The 6,658-nt window shown below is 66.3% G+C and carries 9 protein-coding genes; 8 read left to right on the top strand and 1 reads right to left on the bottom strand.

Annotated features, from left to right (window positions below):
* A partial coding sequence (locus ACNFIA_RS23310; RefSeq protein ID WP_416789071.1) for a hypothetical protein occupies positions 1 to 223 on the top strand: 223 nt, incomplete at its 5' end.
* A 55-nt stretch (positions 224 to 278) separates the two neighbouring features.
* On the opposite strand, the gene ACNFIA_RS23305 is transcribed toward ACNFIA_RS23310, so the two are convergent.
* Complete coding sequence (locus ACNFIA_RS23305) at positions 279 to 563, bottom strand: hypothetical protein (RefSeq protein ID WP_416789068.1); 285 nt, start codon at positions 561 to 563, stop codon at positions 279 to 281.
* A 265-nt stretch (positions 564 to 828) separates the two neighbouring features.
* Between ACNFIA_RS23305 and ACNFIA_RS23300 the strand changes: the two genes are divergently transcribed.
* The 7 genes from ACNFIA_RS23300 (at position 829) to ACNFIA_RS23270 (ending at position 6,344) form a co-directional block, all read left to right on the top strand.
* Entirely contained in the window at positions 829 to 1,419 is a 591-nt protein-coding gene (locus tag ACNFIA_RS23300; RefSeq protein WP_259756690.1) for an amino acid synthesis family protein, read from the top strand.
* Between the two features lie 23 nt (positions 1,420 to 1,442).
* Positions 1,443 to 2,276, top strand: coding sequence for an alpha/beta fold hydrolase (locus tag ACNFIA_RS23295; RefSeq protein ID WP_416789065.1), 834 nt, complete (start codon positions 1,443 to 1,445; stop codon positions 2,274 to 2,276).
* On the top strand, positions 2,273 to 3,754 hold the full coding sequence (locus ACNFIA_RS23290) for an aldehyde dehydrogenase (protein ID WP_259756692.1): 1,482 nt from the start codon (positions 2,273 to 2,275) through the stop codon (positions 3,752 to 3,754). The genes ACNFIA_RS23295 and ACNFIA_RS23290 overlap by 4 nt, the downstream gene beginning before the upstream one ends.
* A 155-nt stretch (positions 3,755 to 3,909) precedes the next feature.
* Positions 3,910 to 4,398 (top strand): flavin reductase family protein, encoded by a 489-nt coding sequence (locus ACNFIA_RS23285; protein ID WP_259756693.1) that lies wholly within the window; start codon positions 3,910 to 3,912, stop codon positions 4,396 to 4,398.
* Positions 4,399 to 4,551: 153 nt separating this feature from the next.
* On the top strand, positions 4,552 to 4,941 hold the full coding sequence (locus tag ACNFIA_RS23280) for a carboxymuconolactone decarboxylase family protein (RefSeq protein ID WP_259759711.1): 390 nt from the start codon (positions 4,552 to 4,554) through the stop codon (positions 4,939 to 4,941).
* A gap of 82 nt (positions 4,942 to 5,023) precedes the next feature.
* Positions 5,024 to 5,776, top strand: a complete 753-nt coding sequence (locus ACNFIA_RS23275; protein WP_253443407.1) for a GntR family transcriptional regulator — start codon at positions 5,024 to 5,026, stop codon at positions 5,774 to 5,776.
* Between the two features lie 4 nt (positions 5,777 to 5,780).
* Positions 5,781 to 6,344, top strand: a complete 564-nt coding sequence (locus tag ACNFIA_RS23270; protein ID WP_416789061.1) for an NUDIX hydrolase — start codon at positions 5,781 to 5,783, stop codon at positions 6,342 to 6,344.
* Positions 6,345 to 6,658: the final 314 nt, after the last annotated feature.

Below are 6,658 nucleotides of genomic sequence, written 5' to 3'. Positions count from 1 at the left end.
TCCGGTTTTTCGCTTAGGCGAAAAACCGGATGTCCGGGGCAAGACCTTTGCCTTCTTTGGGGCGTTTGCCAAAGAAGGTCGCCCGAGGGGGCGAAACACAGAAGTCAGCGCGCACACCGAAGCGACGCAGAAACCGCCAAGCCAAGGCAGCGCCCTGCAACATCCGAGCAAAAAGCGTCGGCCCTGCCGACGGATCACGGGCATGGCCCGTTCCTACAGGTGAGTATCAGGCGCCGGCCTGTAGGAGCGCGACCCGCGAGCACCGGCGGATGAAAGGGTCAGAACCCCTCCAGATCGATCAACTCCCCCTCGAAGCGAATCGACCCGCCCTCCTCGTTGGCCTCGCCACCCTGGATCTCGCCGTAATAAGAGAGCCCGTTCTCCAGCGTCACACAGACGTGGGTCGGCTCGTCCGGCGCATCCAGCTGGCCCTTGAAGCACACCTCGATCACGCCCTCTTCCGGCGCGCTGAGGGTCACCGTCACGCGGGCGTTGTCCACCGCTTCGGCCTCGCGCCCCCAGTGTTCGGCGCTGACGGTCACGGTGGCGATTTCCTGTTTCATGCTCGAAGGCTCTCCAGAAGGCTCCGGCGCCATGCGCGCCGGCTGATGCCGCCAAGGATACCGCGCCGCCGAGACCACCGAAACGGCGGCTTTCCCCCGCGACCGCTTGTCGCCTGTTCCTCCGGCATACCCCCGCACCGCCCGCCACTGCTGGCTCCTGGCGCAGCACTCCCATGGCAAATACGCCTTGCGCAAACCGTATTATGGTATACCATGATACCGAATCCCTTCCCCAACCCAGCCGCAGTCATCACTGGAGCGACCCATGAGTTTCGAGATTCGCAAGATCGTCACCTACAGCGAGCAGACCTTCATCGAAGCCGGCAAGGCCACCGACACGCCGGTGACCATGGTCGGCCTCGCCGTGGTGATCAAGAACCCCTGGGCCGGTCGCGGCTTCGTCGAAGACCTCAAGCCCGAGATCAAGGCCAACTGCTCCGAGCTGGGCGCACTGATGGTCGAGCGCCTGACCGCCGCCATCGGTGGCGCTGACAAAATCCAGGCCTACGGCAAGGCCGCCGTGGTCGGCGCCGATGGCGAGATCGAGCACGCCTCCGCCGTCATCCACACCCTGCGTTTCGGCAACCACTACCGCAAGGCCGTGGATGCCAAGAGTTACCTGAGCTTCACCAACAAGCGCGGCGGCCCGGGCACCTCGATCCAGATCCCGATGATGCACAAGGACGACGAAGGCCTGCGCTCGCACTACATCACCCTGGAAATGCAGATCGAAGACGCCCCGCGCGCCGACGAGATCGTCGTGGTACTGGGCGCCGCCGACGGTGGCCGCCTGCACCCGCGCATCGGCAACCGTTACATCGACCTGGAAGAACTGGCCGCCGAACAGGCCCAGTGATCCACACCGTGCAGGAGCGCTCCATGATTCGGCTCACCGCTGAACGCACACCGGCCGGCACCAGTTACCTGGCGACCGGCCAGGGCCACCCCGTGGTACTGATCCACGGCGTCGGCCTGAACAAGGAAATGTGGGGCGGCCAGATCGTCGGTCTGGCCCCGCACTTCCAGGTCATCGCCTATGACATGCTTGGCCATGGCGCGAGTCAGCTGCCGCAGCCGGACTGTGGGCTGGTCGGTTATGCCGACCAGCTGCGCGAGTTGCTGGACCACCTGGGCGTGACCACTGCCACGGTCATCGGTTTCTCCATGGGTGGCCTGGTGGCGCGGGCCTTCGCCCTGCACCATCCCGAGCGCCTGGACGGCCTGGTCGTGCTCAACAGCGTGTTCAACCGCAGCGCCGAACAGCGCGCCGGGGTGATCGAGCGCACCCGCCAGGCCGCCGAGCACGGCCCGGACGCCAACGCCGAGGCCGCCCTGTCGCGCTGGTTCAGCCGCGAATACCAGGCCGCCAACCCGGCGCAGATCGCCGCGATCCGCCAGACCCTTGCCAGCAACGATCCGCAGGGCTATCTGACAACCTACACGCTGTTCGCCACGCAGGACATGTACCGCGCGGACGACCTGGGCAGCATCAAGGTGCCCACCCTGGTCGCTACCGGCGAGCTGGACCCGGGCTCGACGCCGAAGATGGCCACCGAGCTGGCCGAACGCATTCCGGGCGCCAGGGTGGTGGTGCTCGACGAGCAGCGCCACATGATGCCGGTGGAGTCGCCGCGGCTGGTCAACCAGATGCTGCTCGACTTCCTGCAACAGGCGCAGGTTTCCAAGAATCACGTACAGGGGAATGTCGCATGACCCTCGCACGCTTCCAGATGTTCATCGATGGCCAGTGGGTCGACGCCGTCTCCGGCAAGACCTTCCAGAGCCTCAACCCGGCCCTGGCCAAGCCCTGGGCGGAATTGCCCGATGCCGACGAAGCCGACGTCGAGCGCGCCGTGCAGGCCGCCCAGCGCGCCTTCGACGCCCCGGCCTGGCGCGGCCTCACGGCCACCGCGCGGGGCAAGCTGCTGCGCCGCCTGGGCGATCTGATCGCCGAGAACAAGGAACACCTGGCGCAGCTGGAAAGCCGCGACAACGGCAAGCTGATCCGCGAGACCCGCGGCCAGGTCGGCTACCTGCCGGAGTTCTTCCACTACACCGCGGGCCTGGCCGACAAGCTCGAAGGCGGCACCCTTCCGCTGGATAAGCCCGACCTGTTCGCCTACACCGTGCACGAGCCGCTGGGCGTGGTTGCCGGGATCATCCCGTGGAACAGCCCGCTGTACCTGACCGCGATCAAGCTGGCCCCGGCCCTGGCCGCCGGCAACACCATCGTGCTCAAGCCGTCCGAACACGCCTCGGCGACCATCCTCGAACTGGCTCGCCTGGCCACCGAAGCCGGCTTCCCGGCCGGCGTGGTCAACGTGGTCACCGGCTTCGGCCCGAGCACCGGTGCGGCGCTCACCCGCCACCCGCTGGTGCGCAAGATCGCCTTCACCGGCGGCGCCGCCACCGCGCGCCACGTGGTGCGCAGCAGCGCGGAGAACTTCGCCAAGCTGTCGCTGGAGCTGGGCGGCAAGTCGCCCAACATCATTTTCGCCGACGCCGACCTGGACAGCGCCATAAACGGCGCCGTGGCCGGCATCTACGCCGCCTCCGGGCAGAGCTGCGTCGCCGGCTCGCGCCTGCTGGTGCAGGACGAGATCTACGACGAGTTCGTTGCCCGCCTGGTGGAACGTGCCCAGCGCATCCGCATCGGCAACCCACAGGACGAGCAGAGCGAGATGGGCCCCATGGCCACCGCGCAGCAGCTCGCCGTGGTCGAAGGCCTGGTCGCCGACGCCCTGGCCGAAGGCGCCCGCCTGCGCCTGGGTGGCAAGCGTCCGTCGATCGATTCCGAAGGCTGGTTCTACGAGCCGACCCTGTTCGAGTGCGACAGCCACTCGATGAAGATCATGCAGGAGGAAGTCTTCGGCCCGGTCGCCTCGGTGATCCGCTTCAAGGACGAGGCCGAGGCCCTGGCCATGGCCAACGACTCCCAGTTCGGCCTCGCCGCCGGCATCTGGACCCGCGACCTGGGGCGCGCCCACCGCATGGCCCGTGGCGTGCGCAGCGGGATCATCTGGGTCAACACCTACCGCGCGGTGTCCGCCATGGCGCCCATCGGCGGCTTCCACAACAGCGGCTACGGCCGCGAGAGCGGCATCGATTCGGTGCTGGCCTACACCGAGCTGAAGACGGTGTGGATCAACCTCTCGCAGGCGCCCATGCCCGACCCGTTCGTGATGCGCTGAGAACCTGTTGAATGTCTCGCCGAGCGCAGCCCAGGCAAGGCAAAAGCAGGCGAGAAAGCGCAGTTTACTCGCTGTAAATGAGCATTTTGAGCCTGCTTTTAACGCCGCATGGGCAAGCGCAGGCAGACATTGAACAGGTTCGGAGGAGCGACGAAATGATCGAACCCGGCATTTACAAAGAAGTGATGGGCTCCTTCCCGTCCGGCGTCACCGTGGTCACCACCCTGGACGCCGATGGCAGGATCGTCGGCATCACCGCCAGCGCGTTCAGCGCGCTGTCGATCGACCCGGCGCTGGTGCTGTTCTGCCCCAACTACGAGTCGGACACCTATCCCATCCTGCGCGACAGCAAGCAGTTCGCCATCCACCTGCTGTGCGCCGACCAGCAGGCGGAGGCCTACGCCTTCGCCAGGAAGGGCCAGGACAAGGCCAAGGGCATCGAGTGGCGGCTGAGCGAGCTGGGCAACCCGCTGCTGACCCGCGCCACCGCGATCATCGAATGCGAGCTGTGGCGCGAGTACGACGGCGGCGACCACGCGATCATCGTCGGCGCGGTGAAGAACCTGATCCTCCCGGAGCAGGAGGTCACCCCGATGGTCTATCACCGCGGCAAGCTCGGCGCACTGCCGGAGATAGCCGGCTGACGCCTTCCAGGGCCGCTCGCCATCATCCTCGGCAGCGGCCTTTTTTCATGGTCCGCCCGCGCTAGCGGACCCGGTTACAACCTGTAGGAGCGGGCCATGCCCGCGATCGCGCGCATGGCGCGCTCCTACAGGGAGACGCGTGAGGAATACCCGATGAGCAACGAGAAATACGAAAAAGGCCTGGCCATCCGCACCCAGGTGCTGGGCGAGGCCTACGTCAGCAAGTCGATCCAGAACGCCGACGACTTCACCCGCCCGCTCCAGGAGATGGTCACCGAGTACTGCTGGGGCCACGTCTGGGGCCGGGAGGGCTTATCGCTCAAGGAACGCAGCATGATAAACTTGGCGATGATTTCGGCACTCAACCGCCCCCACGAACTCAAGCTGCACGTGCGCGGCGCCCTGCGAAACGGCTTATCCCGCGAGCAGATCCGCGAGATCCTCCTGCAGGTCGGCATCTATTGCGGGGTTCCCGCGGCGGTGGACAGTTTCCGCCTCGCCCGCGAAGCCTTCGCCGAGGCCGACGCCGAGGAACGTGGTTGATTGCTGGCCCGACTTGACGAAAGAGCGCCCCAGGGTGCTCCATCGATCTTCCTATGGACAGCCAGAACACAGAGCGGACCCCATGAAACGCTTGCCACTCGACGATAGCTTCAAGGTCAATCGCAACCCCGTCACCCTGCGCGAAATCGTCCTCGACAAGCTGCGCGGCGCGATCCTCAACTTCCAGCTGCTGCCGGGCGACCGCCTGGTGGAGCGCGATCTGTGCGATCGCCTGGGCGTCAGCCGCACCTCCGTGCGCGAGGCGCTGCGCCACCTGGAATCCGAGGGCCTGGTGGAGTTCGCCGATGCCAAGGGTCCGCGCGTCGCCATCATCACCCTGGAAGACGCGGTCGACATCTACGAGTTGCGCTGCGTGCTCGAAGGCCTGATCGTCCAGCTCTTCACCCTCAACGCCAAGGCCCGCGACATCCGCAACCTGGAGCGCGCGCTGGAGGAGAACCGCCAGGCGCTGGAAGACGGCGAGCTGCAGCAGGTCATCGAGTCGGTGCAGGGCTTCTACGACGTACTCCTGGAAGGCTCGGGCAACCGCACCGCCGCCACCCAGCTGCGCCAGTTGCAGGCGCGCATCAGCTACCTGCGGGCCACCTCCGTGTCCCAGGAAAACCGTCGCGCCGCCAGTAACCAGGAAATGGAACGCATGGTCGAGGCGATCAAGAGCGGCGACCCGGTTGCCGCTCACCAGGCCTCGGTCGACCACGTGCGCGCCGCCGCCAAGGTTGCCCTGGACTACCTGCGCTCCAAGCAGGACGGCGCCGGCAAGGTGCGCGACATCGCCACCCCCATCGCGCTCAAAGAGCCGCGCATAGGCCGCTGACGCCATGCCCGCCCCGCGCTTCTGTCCCGCGTGCGGCAGTGGCGGCCTCAGCCGCCGGTGCCCGCCGGGGGACACCCATGAGCGCCTTGTCTGCGCGGGTTGCGGCTACATCCACTACGAAAACCCCAAGGTCATCGCCGGCTGCATCATCGAGCGCGACGGCAAATACCTGCTCTGCCAGCGCGGCATTCCGCCGCGTCCCGGCACCTGGACGCTGCCGGCCGGCTTCATGGAAAACGGCGAAACCACCGAGCAGGCCGCCCTGCGCGAAGTCTGGGAAGAGACCGGGGTACGCGCCGACATCGTCTCGCCCTACTCCATCTTCAGCGTGCCGAAGATCAGCGAGGTCTACATCATCTTCCGCGCCAGCGTGATCGAAGAAACCGGCGAGCACGGCCCCGAGACCCTGCAGGTTAAATTCTTCGCCCCGGAGGAAATCCCCTGGGAGTGCATCTACTACCCGGCGATCCGGCAGATCCTCGAACGCTACATCGAGGAACGCCAGGCAGGGGTATATGGCATCTACATGGGCAACGACGACACCGGGAAGGTGCATTTCATCCGGTAACACCGCCCCCCCGTGTAGGAGCGTGCCATGCACGCGATCCGTCGGCAGGGCCGACGGTTAGTCCTAGCACCTCCGCCGCCCATGAAACTCGGTGACGCGGGTCGCTGATTCTCCTTTCTGAAACGTCATTCGAGCCTGACCGCGCGTATCCGCGCGTTCGCGGGCATGGCCCGCTCCTACACGAGCCCACCTGTAGGAGCGTGCCATGCACGCGATCCGTCGGCAGGGCCGACGGTTGGTCCTAGCACACGGCGCCCGTGCAAACCGGCGATGCGGGTTGCTGATCTCCCTTCTGGAACGCCATCTGGATCTGA

The sequence above is a fragment of the Pseudomonas sp. NY15437 genome, assembly GCF_048068435.1.
Taxonomy (GTDB): Bacteria; Pseudomonadota; Gammaproteobacteria; order Pseudomonadales; family Pseudomonadaceae; genus Pseudomonas; species Pseudomonas nitroreducens_B.
The sequence above is the reverse complement of the archived record's forward strand: the minus strand, read 5'-3'. Positions and strand labels throughout refer to the sequence as shown.